14 protein-coding genes and 1 pseudogene are annotated in these 15,891 nt (G+C 60.4%); 8 read left to right on the forward strand and 7 right to left on the reverse strand.

Features of this window, described 5'->3' with window-relative positions; translation table 11 throughout:
- Positions 1 to 96 precede the first annotated feature (96 nt).
- From AC1RQB_RS22310 to fecA, 3 genes are all read left to right on the forward strand, one after another.
- On the forward strand, positions 97 to 585 hold the full coding sequence (locus tag AC1RQB_RS22310) for a sigma-70 family RNA polymerase sigma factor (protein ID WP_063341509.1): 489 nt from the start codon (positions 97 to 99) through the stop codon (positions 583 to 585).
- Positions 582 to 1,520, forward strand: a complete 939-nt coding sequence (locus AC1RQB_RS22315; protein WP_063341510.1) for a FecR domain-containing protein — start codon at positions 582 to 584, stop codon at positions 1,518 to 1,520. The genes AC1RQB_RS22310 and AC1RQB_RS22315 overlap by 4 nt, the downstream gene beginning before the upstream one ends.
- 196 nt (positions 1,521 to 1,716) lie before the next feature.
- Positions 1,717 to 4,050, forward strand: coding sequence for a TonB-dependent Fe(3+) dicitrate receptor FecA (gene fecA / locus AC1RQB_RS22320; RefSeq protein ID WP_063341511.1), 2,334 nt, complete (start codon positions 1,717 to 1,719; stop codon positions 4,048 to 4,050).
- Between the two features lie 143 nt (positions 4,051 to 4,193).
- Here fecA and AC1RQB_RS22325 read toward each other — a convergent pair whose 3' ends face one another.
- Both AC1RQB_RS22325 and AC1RQB_RS22330 read right to left on the reverse strand, forming a co-directional pair.
- Positions 4,194 to 4,601: an HPF/RaiA family ribosome-associated protein gene (locus tag AC1RQB_RS22325; RefSeq protein WP_008070486.1), complete on the reverse strand. Its 408-nt coding sequence runs from the start codon at positions 4,599 to 4,601 to the stop codon at positions 4,194 to 4,196.
- A 216-nt stretch (positions 4,602 to 4,817) separates the two neighbouring features.
- A complete protein-coding gene (locus tag AC1RQB_RS22330; protein ID WP_008070487.1) occupies positions 4,818 to 5,765 on the reverse strand; it encodes a LysR substrate-binding domain-containing protein in 948 nt (315 codons plus the stop codon).
- A 135-nt stretch (positions 5,766 to 5,900) separates the two neighbouring features.
- Here AC1RQB_RS22330 and AC1RQB_RS22335 point away from each other — a divergent pair, with 135 nt between their 5' ends.
- The 3 genes from AC1RQB_RS22335 (at position 5,901) to AC1RQB_RS22345 (ending at position 9,192) form a co-directional block, all read left to right on the forward strand.
- Positions 5,901 to 7,277 (forward strand): L-serine ammonia-lyase, encoded by a 1,377-nt coding sequence (locus tag AC1RQB_RS22335; RefSeq protein WP_063341512.1) that lies wholly within the window; start codon positions 5,901 to 5,903, stop codon positions 7,275 to 7,277.
- A gap of 63 nt (positions 7,278 to 7,340) precedes the next feature.
- Positions 7,341 to 8,642 (forward strand): serine/threonine transporter, encoded by a 1,302-nt coding sequence (locus AC1RQB_RS22340; RefSeq protein WP_063341513.1) that lies wholly within the window; start codon positions 7,341 to 7,343, stop codon positions 8,640 to 8,642.
- 235 nt (positions 8,643 to 8,877) lie between these two features.
- On the forward strand, positions 8,878 to 9,192 hold the full coding sequence (locus AC1RQB_RS22345) for a DUF3509 domain-containing protein (RefSeq protein ID WP_008070494.1): 315 nt from the start codon (positions 8,878 to 8,880) through the stop codon (positions 9,190 to 9,192).
- Here AC1RQB_RS22345 and AC1RQB_RS22350 read toward each other — a convergent pair.
- Positions 9,189 to 9,689, reverse strand: a complete 501-nt coding sequence (locus AC1RQB_RS22350; protein ID WP_007903272.1) for a phosphate-starvation-inducible protein PsiE — start codon at positions 9,687 to 9,689, stop codon at positions 9,189 to 9,191. The two genes, AC1RQB_RS22345 and AC1RQB_RS22350, sit on opposite strands and share 4 nt — an antisense overlap.
- A 359-nt stretch (positions 9,690 to 10,048) precedes the next feature.
- On the opposite strand from AC1RQB_RS22350, the pseudogene AC1RQB_RS22355 reads away from it, so the two are divergent.
- Positions 10,049 to 10,303 (forward strand): annotated as a pseudogene (locus tag AC1RQB_RS22355) (YebG family protein); the annotation flags it as partial.
- Between the two features lie 177 nt (positions 10,304 to 10,480).
- On the opposite strand, the gene AC1RQB_RS22360 reads toward AC1RQB_RS22355, so the two are convergent.
- The 4 genes from AC1RQB_RS22360 to AC1RQB_RS22375 form a co-directional block, all read right to left on the reverse strand.
- Positions 10,481 to 11,590 (reverse strand): dihydrolipoamide acetyltransferase family protein, encoded by a 1,110-nt coding sequence (locus tag AC1RQB_RS22360; protein WP_063341514.1) that lies wholly within the window; start codon positions 11,588 to 11,590, stop codon positions 10,481 to 10,483.
- Between the two features lie 28 nt (positions 11,591 to 11,618).
- Complete coding sequence (locus AC1RQB_RS22365) at positions 11,619 to 12,608, reverse strand: alpha-ketoacid dehydrogenase subunit beta (RefSeq protein ID WP_063341515.1); 990 nt, start codon at positions 12,606 to 12,608, stop codon at positions 11,619 to 11,621.
- Complete coding sequence (pdhA, locus tag AC1RQB_RS22370) at positions 12,601 to 13,695, reverse strand: pyruvate dehydrogenase (acetyl-transferring) E1 component subunit alpha (protein ID WP_207267229.1); 1,095 nt, start codon at positions 13,693 to 13,695, stop codon at positions 12,601 to 12,603. Before pdhA ends, AC1RQB_RS22365 begins: the two co-directional genes overlap by 8 nt.
- Positions 13,696 to 13,804: 109 nt before the next feature.
- Complete coding sequence (locus tag AC1RQB_RS22375) at positions 13,805 to 14,824, reverse strand: Glu/Leu/Phe/Val dehydrogenase family protein (RefSeq protein ID WP_063341516.1); 1,020 nt, start codon at positions 14,822 to 14,824, stop codon at positions 13,805 to 13,807.
- A gap of 183 nt (positions 14,825 to 15,007) precedes the next feature.
- On the opposite strand from AC1RQB_RS22375, the gene AC1RQB_RS22380 reads away from it, so the two are divergent.
- Complete coding sequence (locus AC1RQB_RS22380) at positions 15,008 to 15,811, forward strand: SirB1 family protein (RefSeq protein ID WP_008070509.1); 804 nt, start codon at positions 15,008 to 15,010, stop codon at positions 15,809 to 15,811.
- Positions 15,812 to 15,891: the final 80 nt, after the last annotated feature.

The raw sequence follows: 15,891 nt of genomic DNA on the forward strand, positions 1-15,891 counted from the left end.
ACCGGCGAGGAGCCGATTGCCGGATGCAGGCCCCGCCCCTACAATGCGAACAATTCTTGTTCTCTAACGTATCAAAATGCGTCCGGAGCGGTGCCGTTGTCGTCAGCCACTACCGTCGAAGTCCTTTATCACGCCCATCACAACTGGCTCACCGGTTGGCTGCGGCGCAAACTCGGCTGCCCTGACAGCGCCGCGGATCTGGCCCAGGACACGTTCATTCGAGTGCTGACGGCACGGGAAACGCCCCAAATCATCGAACCGCGGGCGTTCCTCACCACCATCGCCAAGCGTGTGCTGTTCAATCATTATCGCCGCCAGGATCTGGAGCGCGCCTACCTCGATGCGCTGGCGCAGATGCCGGAAATCGTCGCGCCGTCGGAGGAGGATCGGGCGATCATCCTGCAAACGCTGATGGAACTCGACCAGCTGCTCGACGGTTTGCCGCGCCTAGTCAAGCGCGCCTTTTTGCTGGCTCAGCTCGATGGTTTGACTTATCCACAGATCGCCGCCGAACTGGGCATTTCCATTGCCACGGTCAAACGGCACCTGAACAAAGCGGCGATGCGCTGCTATTTCGCACGATGAACAGCCCTGCGGATTTTTCCTCCAAGGTGGCTGAGCAGGCCGTGCACTGGTGGATGCAAGTCCAGCAAGGGCCGTTGAACCCACGTCAGCAAATCGCCTGGCAGCAATGGCTCGATGCGCACGGCGAACATCGACGGGCCTGGGAGCACATTCAGCGGGTCAATCAACGTTTGCGCGGTTTGTCTTCACCGCTGGCCCATGCCGCCCTCAACGCACCGAAATCCGCCGGGCGCCGTCAGGCATTGAAGCTATTGCTGATTCTCGGCGCGGGTTCGGCAGTCACTTGGGGCATGCGCGAGCACACTCCGCTGACGTCGTTGCTGGCCGACTACCGCAGCCCGATCGGCCAGCGACGTAAAGTGCCGCTCGGCGATGGCAGCCAAGTGCAGCTCAATACCGCCAGTTCGGTCGATGTGCGAGTCGACGGTCAGCAACGGCTGATCCGCTTGCTAGAAGGCGAGATGCTGCTGACCGCCGCCCAAGCGTTTCAAGTACAGACCGCACAAGGCTTGTTGAAAACCCAAGGTGGGCGGCTGAATGTGCGGCAGTTTGCCGATCACACTCAGGTGGCGGTGTTCCAAGGCAGCGTCGAATTGACGCCCGATGGCGGCGCACCGCTGATGCTGCAAACCGCCCGGCAGTTGAGATTCGGCGCACGCGGCATCGGCGCTCCCCTGCCACTGGACGCCAACAGCGGCGCCTGGGCCGACGGCATGCTGGTGGCCGCGCACATGCGCCTGGGGGATTTCCTCGATGAACTCGGTCGCTATCGACGGGGGCAGCTTAATTGCGCGGCGAATGTTGCCGACCTGCTGATCTCCGGGACTTATCCACTGGACGACAGCGAGCGGATTCTTGATCTGCTGGAAATCAGTTTGCCGGTGAAGGTGAGGCGTTTTACCCGGTATTGGGTGACGGTCGAGGCGCGCGCGTAAATGATCGTTCCCATGCTCTGCGTGGGAATGCAGCCCGTGACGCTCCGCGTCACTTCCAGAGCCGAACGCGGAGCGTCCGTTGAGGCATTCCCACGCAGAGCGTGGGAACGATCTTCAAAAACATGAGCCGTTTTTCAGATCTGGCGTGACAGAGAAGGAAAGCTCCCTTGATTCAACCTTCTCAGGATCGCCCTCCATGCAACCCACCCGTCTCACACCTATGGCTCGAACCTTGCGCCAACTCTTGCTGGGCGCCAGCCTGAGCTTCGGCGCATTGCCTCTGGTGCATGCCGCCGACACCAAGCCGTACCACATCGCGCCATCCTCGCTGGAGAACGCCCTCAACCAGTTTGGTCGTGAAGCCGGCGTGCTGATCTCCTTTGGCTCGCAAGTCACCAACGGTGTGCAAAGTCGCGGCCTGGAAGGCAACTACACCCCTTCGCAAGGCTTGAACGCATTGCTCGAAGGTACCGGCCTGCAAGCCCGCGCCGAGGGCGACAATGCCTTCAGTCTGCAACCGGCGGGTGATGCGGCGCTGGAGCTGGACACCTCGAAAGTGGTTGGCGACTGGCTCGGCGATGCGGCGCAAACCAACGTCTTCGAACATCCTGGCGCTCGCGATGTAATCCGCCGCGAAGAATTCGAACGCCAGGGCGCGACTCAGGCCAGGGATGTGCTCAATCGCATTCCGGGGGTCAATGCGCCAGACAACAACGGCACCGGCAGCCATGACATGGCCCTGAACTTCGGCATTCGCGGGCTCAACCCTCGGCTGGCGTCGCGCTCCACGGTATTGATGGACGGCATTCCGGTGCCCTTCGCACCTTATGGTCAACCGCAGCTCTCGTTTGCGCCGATCAGCATGGGCAACATGGACGCGGTCGACGTGGTGCGCGGCGGCGGTGCGGTGCGCTACGGGCCGCAGAACGTCGGCGGTGTGGTCAACTTTGTGACTCGCGCCATTCCCGATGAACCGACGGTCAAGGGCGGCTTTCAGACCGAAACCAGTCCATCATCCAGCCATGATGGCTTCAAAACCACCGGCAATTTGCTGGCCGGCGGCACGGCCGATAACGGTCTGGGTGGCGCGATTCTCTACTCGGGCACCCGTGGTGGCGACTGGCGCGAACACAGCGACACCGAAATCGACGACCTGATCCTCAAGGGCAAGTACCAGCTCGACGAGGCCAACAGCTTCAACGCCATGGCCCAATACTACGAAGGCAAGGCAGACATGCCCGGCGGGCTGAACGTCGCCGATTACGACGCTGACCCGTACCAGTCGACCCGCCCGAAAGACCAGTTCTGGGGCCGCCGCACGATGTTCAATTTCGGCTATCGCTATCAGGAAGATCGCCGCGAGTTCACCGCCAATACCTTCTTCACCAAAACCCTGCGTAGCGGTTATCTGGACCAGGGCACGTTCCTCTCGCTGTCGCCACGCGAGTATTGGGTACGTGGCCTGGAAACCCGTTTCGCCCAAGGCTTCGACCTCGGCCAAACCAGCCATGAAGTCGGCGTCGGCTATCGCTACATCAACGAGGCCGGCCACGAACTGCGCTACCGTACACCGATTGCCAGCAACGAACTCCCGACCACCAGCAGTCGCAACGACCGCGATACGCGGGGTGGCACCGAGGCCAATGCGTTCTTCGTCGATGACCGGATCGACATCGGCAAGTGGACGATCACGCCAGGCATCCGCTACGAGATGATCGAGTCGCAGCAGACCAACAACCTGACCAACGTGAAATACAAAGGCGACTACAACACCGCCCTGCCGGCGTTGAATGTGCTCTATCACCTGACCGACAGCTGGAACCTCTACGCCAATACCGAAGGGTCATTCGGCAGCGTGCAGTACAGCCAGATGCCTAACCGGGTGACCAGCGGCGAAGTCAAACCGGAAAAGGCGCGCACCTGGGAGCTGGGTACCCGCTACGACAATGGCGCGTTGCGTGCCGAGATTGGCGCATTCCTGATCAATTTCGACAATCAGTATGAAAGCAATCAAACCAATGACTCGGTGATCGCCCGTGGCGAAACCCGCCATCAAGGCATCGAAACCAGCATCAACTACGCCCTCGACGATGTGAGCCCGGCGCTGGCCGGTTTCGATGTGTACGCGACTTACGCCTATGTTGACGCGACCATCCGCGAGGACGGGCCGAACAAGGGCAATCGCGTGCCGTTCTCTTCGAAACACAAAGGCACGGTCGGCGTCGGTTATACCGAAGGCGCGTGGAAACTGAACCTGGACAGCAGCTACCAGAGTGACCAGTTCGCTGACAACGCCAACACCTCGGCCGAAAGCGCCGATGGCAGCACCGGCAAGATTCCGGGATACATGTTATTCAGCAGCCGCGCCGCATATGACTTCGGGCCGAAACTGTCGGACCTGAATGTGGCGGTAGGGGTGAAAAACATCTTCAACCACCAGTACTTCACCCGCTCGTTTGATGACAACAACAAGGGCAAGTACGTGGGAGAACCGCGGACGGTGTATGTGCAGACTTCAGTCGCGTTTTGATTACTGACCCCGGGGCAGAGGTCGGACACTTTGTGGCGAGGGAGCCAAAGGAGCCGGCGAATACCATAAACAAGAACGGGCCTGCATAAGCAGGCCCGTTTTTCAGGTGGAGAGAAAGTGGGAAGGTAAAAGTAAATCAGGCCTCAGCCGTTTTGTGCAGCCTGTTCGTTCTCGAGAAACTCGTCTTCCAGCAGCGCATCGGCCGTAGGCCTTTCGAACGGCACCACAGCGGCACGTGGTTTGCCCCGCAGTTTGCCGAACAGATGTTCAAGCGCATGTTCGAGTTTTTCAGCCGCACCGTCGATCGCCAGTTCCAGGTTAGCGGCTTTATGGGTAACAGAAATCGGTTGATGGCCTTTTGGCCGCGCTTCCAGCTGACAGCGCATATCGTGGGGACCGGGCTTGTCGCCGTTCTCGTCCCGCAGGTGGACCTCGACGCGGGTCAGGTCCTCTTCATAACGTTCGAGCGTGCTCTCAATGGTAGTACGTACCCACTCCTCCAGTCGGATGCTGCTTTGAATATGGTTATCGCTATTGACTTGGATTTGCATAGTTCATCCCTTATTTCAGCTAGCTCGCGAGAGGCCCTTCGGCTGGCCCTTGGGCTTCATCACCGTGACCTCTTGGTTACACAATCGGTGTGTGCGCAGAACATTTCAACCCCTAAAAAAAGATAAATATTCATTCGCAAAAAAAGCCGGACAACGGGTAAAAGCGCTGTTAATGTCGGGAGTTGGGTCGCCCCAGGCTGATGTCCCCAGCAGCTGTCACATCTGCCGCTCCGCCAGCGGGTGCAAGCTACGAAATATCCCCGCTTCTTCCACCAGCCAGTCATGCACCGCGCGCACGCCCGGATGGCTCAGCGCGCCCGGCGCATAAAGCAGCACGTAACGCTTGTGATTGGGCACCGCCAGGCCAAACGGCACGATCAACGTCCCGCGCTCCAGTTCATCGTTGAGCAGCGTTCGCCGCGCAATCGCCACGCCCATCCCGGCAATCGCCGCTTCAATAGTCAGGTGATTGCGATTGAAGGTATGCCCGCGCCGCACATCCGCGCCCTCGAAGCCGATGGCGTTGAGGTAGAACTCCCATTCCGCGTATTCGTAACTGCCACGCCAGGCGGTGATGTCGTGCAGCAACGGAAAATGCACCAGATCCGCCGGGCCGTGCAGCGGCGGCCTTGCGCGCAAAAGGCTCGGGGCGCACACCGGAAATATCTGCTCATCCAACAAGGTTGTGGATAACAATCCCGGATAACTGCCGTCATTGAGGTCGATGGCCAAATCGAAGTCGCCCTCATGCAATGGCACGCTGCTGTCTTCTGCCACCAGGCGCAGTTGAATGTCCGGAAAACGCTGCTGCAAACGCGGCAATCTGGGGGTCAACCACTTGCTCAGGAACGATGGAATCGAGCGCAACCGCAAAATCCCGCTGATCATTCCCGCGTCCAGTCGTCGCAATTCCGCATCGATGCTGCCGTAGGCTTCGTTGACGGTGATAGCCAATCGCTGGCCTTCAGCGCTCAACTCCACACCCCGGGCGCGACGATGAAACAGGCGAAAACCTAGCCGCTCTTCCAGTTGGCGAATTTGCTGACTGACCGCCCCCGGCGTGATGTGCAGTTCTTCGGCGCAACGGGTGAAGGACAAGTGCCGCGCGGCACACGAAAACACGTGCAGCCAGACGTAGGTCTGGGCGTGCAATTGGCGACTCATTGTTTAGTCCTGCTAAAGGCTGTCTTAGGAAGTTTCGTTGGTCACGTAGGACCGAGGTTGGCAGTATCGCCCACCTTGCGCTTGGCCTACAAAAATGGCGGCGATTTCTCTTCCATTGCTTGTATAGGCTTTAGCATGGCTATCAGTGTTTTCGATCTCTTCAAAGTCGGCATCGGTCCGTCCAGTTCCCATACCGTCGGCCCCATGCGCGCCGCCGCAACCTTCGCCCAGGCACTGATTGACCAACATTTACTGGCCGACGTACGGCGGGTAGAAATCCGCCTCTACGGCTCCCTTTCGGCCACTGGCGTCGGCCACGCGACCGACCGTGCCTGCGTCATGGGCCTGATGGGCGAATGGCCAGACAGCATTGATCCGAATTCAATCGACAGCCGAATCCAAACCTTGCGTGAAACCGGCGAACTGAGTCTGGCCGGCAAGTCGACTATTGCCTTCAACTGGCAGCGCGATCTCCTGCTGCTGGACGAAAGCTTGCCCTACCACCCCAACGCGATGTCTCTGACAGCCTTCGGCGAAACCGGTGAGCTGTTCGAGCAGACGTACTACTCGGTGGGTGGTGGTTTCATCATCGAAGCAGCAGAAGCCGAGTCCGGCATTGCGCCAGCCAGCGATGTGGTCCTGCCCTACGATTTCTCCAGTGCCGCCGAGTTGCTCAAGCTCTGCAACCAGCACGGTCTGCGGGTTTCCGAGCTGATGATGGCCAACGAACGGGCCTGGCGCAGCGACGCCGAGATCCGTCAGGGCTTGCTGCATATCTGGTCGGTGATGCGCGAGTGCGTCGAGCAAGGTTTGCGTCACGAAGGCATCCTGCCCGGCGGTCTGAATGTTCCGCGCCGTGCCGCGAAATTGCACCGCAGCCTGTTGGAAATCGGCAAACCGAATGTCATCAGTTCCACCCTGTCAGCCATGGAGTGGGTCAACCTGTTCGCCCTCGCCGTAAACGAAGAGAATGCGGCTGGCGGACGCATGGTGACCGCGCCTACAAACGGGGCGGCGGGGATCATTCCCGCCGTGCTGCACTACTACATGAAATTCAACCCGGACGCGTCGGACGATGACGTCGTGGCGTTCTTTTTGGGCGCTGCCGCTGTAGGCATTCTCTGCAAGAAAAACGCCTCGATCTCCGGCGCCGAAGTCGGCTGCCAAGGTGAAGTCGGCTCCGCCTGCGCCATGGCTGCCGCCGGCCTGGCCGACATACTCGGAGCGACTCCCGAGCAACTGGAAAACGCCGCCGAAATCGGCCTGGAACACAACCTCGGCCTGACCTGCGATCCGGTCGGAGGTCTGGTGCAGGTGCCATGCATCGAGCGCAACGCAATTGCTGCCGTGAAGGCGATCAACGCCACGCAAATGGCCCTGCGCGGTGACGGCAAACACTTTATTTCCCTGGACCGGGTGATCCGCACCATGCGCGATACCGGCGCCGACATGCACGACAAATACAAAGAAACTTCACGGGGCGGCCTGGCGGTGAGCTGGGTGGAGTGCTGAGGAGCACTCCCTGACCGTCTGCAATACGTGAGCCCGAGCAAGAATAATAACGAGGCAAAAACGATGACCGATGTACGTACACCTGCTGCCGATAATCCTGCTGTAGATCTGACACGTAATAGAGAAATAACCCACAAAGGCTGGAGCAAACACGACACCACCTGGATGCTTGGCCTCTATGGCACGGCGATTGGCGCCGGCACATTGTTCCTGCCGATCAACGCCGGCGTCGGTGGTTTCTGGCCGCTGTTGCTCCTGGCGGTACTGGCCTTTCCGATGACCTTCTTCGCCCACCGTGGCCTGACGCGCTTCGTGTTGTCCGGGCGTTCCGGGGACATTACCGAAGTGGTGGAAGAACACTTCGGCATCGGCGCCGGCAAGCTGATCACGCTGCTGTATTTCTTTGCGATCTTCCCGATTCTGCTGGTGTACAGCGTGGCGCTGACCAACACCCTGAGCAGCCTCATGGAGCACCAGTTGCACATGACGCCGCCGCCTCGGGCGATTCTGTCGCTGGGGCTGATTCTCGGCCTGATGGCGATCGTGCGTTGTGGTCAGGGCGTCATCGTCAAATGCATGAGCGTGCTGGTTTATCCGTTCGTCGCGGCGCTGCTGCTACTCGGCGTCAGCCTGATCCCGAACTGGAACGGCGCGTTCTTTGCCACCGCCAGTGAAGGCATGCCGCTGCCATTGTTCTTCAAGACCTTATGGCTGGCGATTCCGGTGATGGTGTTCTCGTTCAACCATTCGCCGATCATCTCGGCCTTCGCCGTCGATCAGAAACAGCGTTACGGCGAACAAGCCGAACGCAAAAGCAGCGGCATTCTCGCGATCGCTCACCTCATGATGGTCGTCACCGTGATGTTCTTTTGCTTCAGCTGCGTGCTGGCGCTGTCCCCGGCTGATTTGGCCGCTGCGAAGGCGCAGAACATTTCGATCCTGTCGTACCTGGCCAACCACTTCCAGACACCGGTCATCGCTTATGCCGCGCCGTTGATTGCGTTGGTGGCGATCACCAAATCCTTCCTCGGCCATTACATCGGCGCCAGCGAAGGCTTTCAGGGCCTGATCGTGAAAAGCCTGCGTGGCCGTGGTCGCGTCATGTCCGCCAGTTGGCTGAACCGCATCACTGCGCTGTTCATGATCCTCAGCTGCTGGGCCGTCGCGACCTTCAACCCGAGCATCCTGGGCATGATCGAAACCCTTGGCGGGCCGATCATCGCGTGCCTGTTGTTCCTGATGCCGATGTACGCCATCCGCCGCGTGCCGGCCTTGCGCCAGTACTCGAATCAGGCCTCGAACGTGTTTGTGGTGTTGATCGGTTTGATTGCACTGTCTGCGATCATCTACTCGTTCATGCCCTGAAACGGGCAGGCAAAAAGAAGGCGGGCCAAAGTGCCCGCCACTTTTTTGCCGTGTTCATTGTTCGACAATTTTTCCGGCATGTCCCTTGCTTTGCCCCTGTAGGCGCTGCCTTCGGCAGCTCCTACAAAAGCGATGATGGCGATATGGCTAGGGAATGGCCGATGGTCTGGTGTAGCGAACTAATCCCGATCATGGCCGGTCAACAACTGCACGTTCAATCAGGCGGTGACGCATCATGGACAACCCCTTTCAACTCATTACCGATGCCTTTGCACCGGATTATCAAGTCAACCTGAGCATTCAGGGGCTGGACGGCAGCATCATGCTGACCCTCTCCAAAAGTGGTCGCGTGGTGGCCAAACGGATGATCAGCACCGAACAGCGCAATGACCCCAAGCGCCTCAAACGCCTGGTGCAAAGCATTCAATTCGGCATCGCCATCGAACAAGGCCACAGCGCCGTGGCCATCCTCGAAGCCATGACCGACGGCGACAATCGCAACCCGCCGCCACAGGTCAAATCCCGGCCCCGACCTTCAATGGGGCTTTAAATCTCGCCCTTCTCCACTTCGGGATGCTCACCGGAACCCGCACCGATCTTGCGTTGCGGGTGTTCGATCTTCACCGAAGGGAACTGCGACGAGGCGTAACGCACCACCAGAATCGCAAACGCCAGCAGCAGAATACCGCCGCACAGATAGATGATCCCCAGGTCCGGCGGATTGTGGTGCGAGACGTTGGAGATCAGCAGCCGCGTCAGAGCGGTGATCGCCACATAGATCAGGAAACGCACCGGCATGTGGTTGGTCTTGAAATAAATCCCGACCATCGCCCCTAGTTCCAGGTAGATGAACAGCAGCAAGATGTCATCGATCTTGATGTGCCCCTGTTCGAGCATTCCGAGGAATTCCATCACCGCCGCCCACGCGGTCACCGCACCGATGGCGAACAGCGCCAGGTAGTGGAAGGTCTCGACGAACAGGTTGCCCAGGGACTCGGCCAGTTGGTGCACGTTCTGCCGCAGGTTCTCGGCCCAGTTGATTTTCACTTTGATTGTTCCTTAGCTCGGTTCGAGCGGATGATGCGGGTTGGACGTGACGGTTGTTCTGCATGCAGAAAAAAGGCCAGAGGCTGTTGGGTGAGATGATGGCTGCGTGACATGAGACACGTTGGCGGTGGTTGGACGGACGCCATCGCGGGCAAGCCCGCTCCCACAGGGTTCAGCGGTGATCCTTGTGGGAGCGGGCTTGCTCGCGAATGGAGCGACACGGTTCACCTGACAAACCCTGAATTCGGTCTACATTAAAAAGCCACTACCCAAAGCGCAGGGATTCGCTTATCCTTTTCGCTGTATATAGATACAGTAGTCGAAACAGACAACTAATGTGAAGGCATGTGAGGTGGTGAATGGCCGTCGAAGTGGTATACCGCAGCAGCCGAGATCTGGAGCGCTTGTTCATGGATAAAGCCGAAGCTGACCGTCATGACAAAATGCTCGAACTGGCCGAATTGCTGGCCGAAGTGTTGCAAAAAGCCGTTCCGTCCCTGACTGAACAGCAAGTGGAAGAAGCCGGGATCTACATGGCGAAGAACCGTGATGTATTCGCCAAGGCATTCAAGAGCCAGCCGGACGCTCTGTCCGAACTGCTGAATGCACCCGCCGAAGCCATTGAACCTGTTAAAGCCACTGAACCTGTTGAAGTAGCTGCACCAGTTGAAGTAGCGAGCGCTGAGCCGACCAAGCCAGCCAAGGCCGCCAAGACGCCAAAGTAAGCAATGCCCGAATTGAATAGGCCCTGAGTCAAATGGCTCAGGGCCTTTTTCATGCCTGCGGGAAACCTAGACCTCGGGTTGTTCCAGCGCCTCGACCAACGCTTTGAAGAACCGCGCCGCCTCACCACCGGTGACCACACGGTGATCGAAAGTCAGGGACAGCGGCAGGATCGGATGCACCACCACCGCACCCTCGACCGCCACCGGTTCTTCGCGGATCGCCCCGGCGGCGAGGATCGCCACTTGCGGCGGCACCACCACCGGGTTGGCGTAGCGGCCGAACAAGGTGCCGAAGTTCGACAGGGTCAGGGTCGCACCCATCATTTCCTGGGGCGGGATCGAGCGCGCCTGCACATCGGCCCGCAGACGCATCACACCTTCTTTCAAATCCGCCGCCGTGCGCTGACCGACATCGCGCAGCACCGGCACGAACAAGCCGTCCGGCGTATCCACGGCAATGCCCAGATCGAGTCGTTCATGTTGCTTGAGCGCCTGGGTTTTGCCATCGAAGGCGCTGTTGAGCACCGGTTCTACGGCGCAGGCCGCCGCCATCGCCTTGGCCAGACGAATCAATGGTTCTCGCGCCTGCCCCCAACGATGCAGATCGGCATCACCGAAAATCGTCACCGGCACCACTTCGGCATGGGACCTGGCCATGTTCAGCGCCATGCTGCGTCGTACACCGCGCAGCTTCTCGCCGCCGAAGCGTTCGCGTTCCGTCTGGGCTGCGTTTTCCACATCACTACGGGTGATCTGGCCGTCCTGGCCGGAGCCCGTCAAGCCGCTCAGTTCAACGCCGAGCTGCCGCGCCAGTTGACGCACCGCCGGCGTGGCACGGTTCGCCAGATGCTCACGAGTCGAAGGCGCAGCGCCGATGAAAAATGCATCCTCCTGATTCGTGCCACCGTCCTCAAGCCGCCCGACCACAGTGCCCGCATCCGCTTCGCCTTCGTAACCGAGCAGAGGTTCGCCAACGTGAAGAATGTCGCCCTCGCCACCAAAGGTTTTCGCCACCACGCCGTCGTAGGGCGCGGGAATGTCCACCAGCGCCTTGGCGGTTTCCACCGACACCAGCAGTTGGTCGGCTGTGACGGTATCGCCGACCTTGACGTGCCAACGGACGATTTCCGCTTCCTGCAAGCCTTCGCCCAGATCCGGCAGTTTGAAATATTTCATCGCAACCTCCTCGGCCTCTGGCGTCTGTTCAGGGGTAGTGCTGCATGACGGTGTTGCAGGCATGAAGAATGTCTTCGATGCCGGGCATGTACAGCGATTCCAGTCGATACAGCGGCGGCGGAATGTCTGGCGCGGTGACTCGCTGGATCGGTGCCTGCAACTCCAGAAACACCCGTTCGTAGAGACTGGCGGCGATTTCCGCGCCGACTCCGCAGGAGCGCGGCGCTTCATGCACGATCACGCAACGACCGGTCTTGCGCACCGAGGCTTCCATCGTGTCGAGGTCCAGCGGTTTGATACTGGCGACATCGATCACTTCCGCCGAGACGCCCTGCTCGGCCAGTTTCGTGGCGGCTTGCAGGGTTTCCATCACGCTGGCGCCCCAACTGATCAAGGTAATGTCGCTGCCTTCACGCAGGGTGAAACAGCTGTCCAGTGGCAAGCGTTTACCGTCATCCAGCAGCGGTTGCGGGTTCATTCGATAGAGTCGGGTCGGTTCGAGAAATATCACTGGATCCGGGTCGTCGATGGCCGCGAGCAACAAACCATAGGCCCGGGCCGGCGAGGACGGGATCACCACCCGCAGCCCCGGAATGTGCGCGAACAGCGCTTCGGTGCTTTCGCTGTGATGTTCCGGCGCGCGAATCCCTGCGCCCATGGGCGAGCGCATCACCATCGGGCAGGTGATCCGCCCGCGCGTGCGATTGCGCATGCGGCTGGCGTGGGACACCAGGTGCTCCATGGTGGCGTAGATGAAGCCCATGAACTGGATTTCCACCACCGGTTTCAGGCCTTGGGCCGCCATGCCCACCACCAGCCCGCCGAGCATGGTTTCGGCCAGCGGCGAGTCGATCACCCGCTTGAAACCGAAGGTGTCGCGCAGGCCCAGCGTGGCGCGGAACACGCCTCCGTTTACCCCGACGTCTTCACCGAGGACGATGACGTTCTCGTCCTCGCTCATGGCCCGATGCAACGCCAGATTCACCGCTTCCAGCAGCGTCACTTTGCCGTTACTCATCGCTCGAACCCCCTGTCCGGCGCGCCACGCGTTCAAGGAAATCTTCACGTTGCTCGGCCAGGGCTTGCGGCCATTGGGCGTAGACATGATCCATCACCGATTCCGGCGCCTGCAGGCCCGCCGCTTCGAAGTTATCCACAGCACGCTGCACCAAACCCTGGCATTCGCTGATTAGCGCCTGTTCGCGGCCCTCGTCCCACACACCCTGCCCGGCCATAAACCGTTGCAGGCGTTTGATCGGTTCTTCGAGCCAGGCCTGCTTGACCTCGTCCGCTGACCGGTAGCGCGTGGCATCGTCGGCGGTGGTGTGATCGCCGAGCCGATAGCTCAGGCATTCGAGCAACACCGGGCCTTTACCGTGACGCGTCCGTTCGAGGGCGGCTTGCACGCGGTCGTAAACGGCGAGCATGTCATTGCCGTCGACTTGCTCCCCGTGGAACCCGGCGCCAATGGCTTTCTGCGCCAGAGTCGGAGCACCGCACTGGATTCGTCGCGGCACCGAGATCGCCCATTGGTTGTTGTTGACCATGAACACCACCGGCAACTGCCAGGCGCCAGCAACGTTGAGGGCCTCGAGGAAATCACCTTTGCTGGTTCCGCCGTCGCCGCACGTTGTGACAGCGACCCGATGCTCGCCGCGGATTTTGAAGGCGCTGGCGACGCCACAGGCATGCAGGGCCTGGGTGGCGATCGGCACGCAGATCGGGAAATCCTGGGCCACCGCCGGGTCGGCAAAGTCGCTACCTCGCTCATCGCCGCCCCAATACAGCAGGATTTCTTCCATGCGCACACCGCGCATCAATTGCACAGCGGTGTCGCGGTAATACGGGATCAGTACGTCTTCGGCGTGCATCAGGCTGCCGACCGCGACACCAATGGCTTCCTGGCCCAAGGTCGGCGCGTAGGTGCCGATGCGCCCGGTGCGTTGCAAGGCGACAGCTTTCTGATCGAAAAGGCGGGTCAGGACCATCTGCCGATACAGACGCGTCAACAGATTGAAATCGTCGGCCCAGGCGGGAAGATTGCCGAGCGGCTGGCCATCGGGGGATAAAAATCGGGTGTAAGGCAGCTCAACCTTGTGAAGCATCACAGGGCTCCTGGCACGCGGGAACCGGCGTGCATCTGTCAGGCCCGGCGCTTGTGACGCAGGGCTTGGGGAGCAACGGCCGGATAGGCTCTCACTCCTTTCAAACTTTTCACCGGTACAACACTTTCTCCGCCAACTCATCCGCCACCCGGGCCGGAGAGCGCTTTTCCGCCTGGGCATGGGCGAAGACTTCGGTCAGCCGTGAACTGATTTTCGACAGGTGCGCGGTGATGGTTGTCAGCTCTTCCCCGCGATGCTTGAGCGACACGTAGATCAGCCCACCGGCATTGATCACGTAATCGGGCGCATACAGAATGCCCCGGCGTTCCAACTGATCGGCGATCTCGAGATGGATCAATTGGTTGTTTGCCGAACCGGCGACCGCCGCGCAGCGCAGTTGCGACACACTGTTGCTGTTAAGCACACCGCCCAGGCCGCAGGGCGCGAGTATGTCGCACGGCGTGCTGAGCAGTGCATCATTGGCGATGGGATGAGCGCCCAACTGCTCCATGGCCAGTTGCACCTTGCCATGATCGATGTCGCTGACCAGCAGCTCGGCACCGGCGGCGTGTAGCTGTTCGGCCAGGGCATAACCGACATTGCCCAGGCCTTGAATGGCTATGCGCAGTCCTTCGAGATTATCGCTGCCCAAACGGGCCATGGCGGTGCTGCGAATGCCAGCGAATACGCCCATGGCGGCGTGCGGTGCAGGGTCGCCCGCGGCGGTGGTGCTGGTGACAAATTGCGTGTGTTGAGCGATGCAATCCATGTCCGCCACCGAGGTGCCGGCGTCGATGGCGGTGATGTAGCGACCGTCGAGCTGATTGATCCAGCGCCCGAACGCTTCGAATACTGCGGCGCGGTTTTCCACATGGGCCGGGCGAACAATCACCGCTACGCCACCACCCTGAGCCAGGCCAGCCAGGGCCGCCTTGTAACTCATGCCTTGGGCAAGGCGCACAGCATCCTCGATCGCGGATTCATCGCTGGGGTAAGCAAGGTAACGACACCCGCCCAGGGCAGGTCCCAGACGGCTGTTGTGGATGGCAATCACCGCCTTCAACCCGGTGACCGGATCGACGCTCAGGTGCAGCGATTCAAGGCGAGTGCTTTGCATGAGAGCGAACATCGTAGGGCTCCCGAATCACTTCTTGTAGTCGCCAGTATAAGCTTGTGCACAAAAATTGCAGAAACGCCCCGGAATAAGCGGCGCCGCTTTACAGGCTTTCGGACATAACCTGCCAGCGCCTGTGCCCGATACTGGACGAAAGCCTGAGACGGGGCTAAAACGAGGCATTCCCCGGAGATTTTGATGACCCCGCGCCAACGTTTTTTCGACTGTCTGCAACGATCACCGCCCGCGCTGTTCGAGGCGGCGCTGTGGATGGCCGTCGAACACGATAAGGAACTGAATCCCGAGACGGTGCTGGCGGATTTCAAGGACCTGCAACAGCGGGTCAGCTACGGGTTGCCGATGCTGCCGGTGAGTGAATTGGCCCAACCGTTGTTGCGTCGAATGAATGACCTGGGGTTCGCTCAGGACGACTCCACGCCCTTGCGTCCGCAAGTGGCGTTACTCAATAAGGTGCTGGAGCGTCGGCGGGGCCAACCGCTGGTGCTGGGCCTGATTGCGCTGGAACTGGCCAGAAGGCTGGAGATTCCCATGGTCGGGGTCAACTTCCCCGGGCATTTCCTGCTGCGGGTGCAAGGCGCCGATCATCTGCTCGACCCTTGCGGCGGGCGACGGCTGTACCCCAACGACTGCCGGGAGTTACTGCAACGCCAGTACGGCCCGAACATGCAGCTCGGCGCCGAGCATTTACTGACAGCCGAACCGGTGCAGATGCTGCAGCGGCTGTCGCGCAACCTGCGCCAGTTGTACCTCACGAATGATGACTACATCGACGCCCTGATCGACGCCGAGCGCGTGCTTGAATTGGGCAACGCCAGCGCCTCCGACTATCTGGCCCGGGCCAGTCTCTACCAACGACTGGACTGCCCGAATGCCGAGCGTTTTGACCTGGAGCACGCGCTGCTGCTCTGTGACGACCCGATCCAGCGGATTCGCCTGACCGAACGGCTCGGGCATCTACCGCCTAACTCAGTGGTTCACTGATCTCATGTGGGAGCGGGGGGGGGGGGGGGGGGGGGGGGGGGGGGGGGGGGGGGGGGGGGGGGGGGGGGGGGGGGGGGGGG

The sequence above is a fragment of the Pseudomonas sp. GW822-FHT02E03 genome (assembly GCF_058802325.1).

Coding starts and splice junctions, on each gene's coding strand:
- AC1RQB_RS22315 (WP_063341510.1), top strand. CDS start 582: ATGAACAGCCCTGCGGATTTTTCCTCCAAGGTGGCTGAGCAGGCCGTG.
- fecA (WP_063341511.1), top strand. CDS start 1,717: ATGCAACCCACCCGTCTCACACCTATGGCTCGAACCTTGCGCCAACTC.
- AC1RQB_RS22325 (WP_008070486.1), bottom strand. CDS start 4,601: ATGCAAATCCAAGTCAATAGCGATAACCATATTCAAAGCAGCATCCGA.
- AC1RQB_RS22330 (WP_008070487.1), bottom strand. CDS start 5,765: ATGAGTCGCCAATTGCACGCCCAGACCTACGTCTGGCTGCACGTGTTT.
- AC1RQB_RS22335 (WP_063341512.1), top strand. CDS start 5,901: ATGGCTATCAGTGTTTTCGATCTCTTCAAAGTCGGCATCGGTCCGTCC.
- AC1RQB_RS22340 (WP_063341513.1), top strand. CDS start 7,341: ATGACCGATGTACGTACACCTGCTGCCGATAATCCTGCTGTAGATCTG.
- AC1RQB_RS22345 (WP_008070494.1), top strand. CDS start 8,878: ATGGACAACCCCTTTCAACTCATTACCGATGCCTTTGCACCGGATTAT.
- AC1RQB_RS22360 (WP_063341514.1), bottom strand. CDS start 11,590: ATGAAATATTTCAAACTGCCGGATCTGGGCGAAGGCTTGCAGGAAGCG.
- AC1RQB_RS22365 (WP_063341515.1), bottom strand. CDS start 12,608: ATGAGTAACGGCAAAGTGACGCTGCTGGAAGCGGTGAATCTGGCGTTG.
- pdhA (WP_207267229.1), bottom strand. CDS start 13,695: ATGCTTCACAAGGTTGAGCTGCCTTACACCCGATTTTTATCCCCCGAT.
- AC1RQB_RS22375 (WP_063341516.1), bottom strand. CDS start 14,824: ATGTTCGCTCTCATGCAAAGCACTCGCCTTGAATCGCTGCACCTGAGC.
- AC1RQB_RS22380 (WP_008070509.1), top strand. CDS start 15,008: ATGACCCCGCGCCAACGTTTTTTCGACTGTCTGCAACGATCACCGCCC.